This window comes from Bittarella massiliensis (ex Durand et al. 2017), assembly GCF_017566145.1.
Classification (GTDB): domain Bacteria; phylum Bacillota; class Clostridia; order Oscillospirales; family Ruminococcaceae; genus Bittarella; species Bittarella massiliensis_A.
Map to the genome: position 1 here is coordinate 1 of NZ_JABFCL010000061.1, position 318 is coordinate 318.

Here is a 318-nt window from a genome sequence, read left to right on the forward strand (position 1 = left end):
TCAGCTTCATTCTCTGTCGAACCCATCCTGCTCGGCTCTCTTCCTCAGGATTTCCTCCGCATCAGCGATATCCTGACTGCCTCTGGAAAGGCCCGTGATTCCGGTTCTTGCAAGCTCCAGAATCTCATATCCGTCCAGCAGATTTAAAAACGCCTCCAGTTTTGACTGTGCGCCGGTAAGCTCTACGATCAGCGATTCCTTTTCCACATCGATAATCTTGGCCCGGAAAACGTCCGCAATCGCGATAATCCCTGGACGGAGTGCCGCGTCCGCTCTGATCTTGATCAGAATCAGCTCCCGGTAAACCGCCTCCTCATC

The 318-nt window shown here is 53.1% G+C and carries 1 protein-coding gene; it reads right to left on the reverse strand.

Annotated features, from left to right (window positions below):
• Positions 1-6: 6 nt before the first annotated feature.
• A partial coding sequence (gene ilvN / locus HJY11_RS13450) for an acetolactate synthase small subunit (protein WP_208076451.1) occupies positions 7-318 on the reverse strand: 312 nt, incomplete at its 5' end.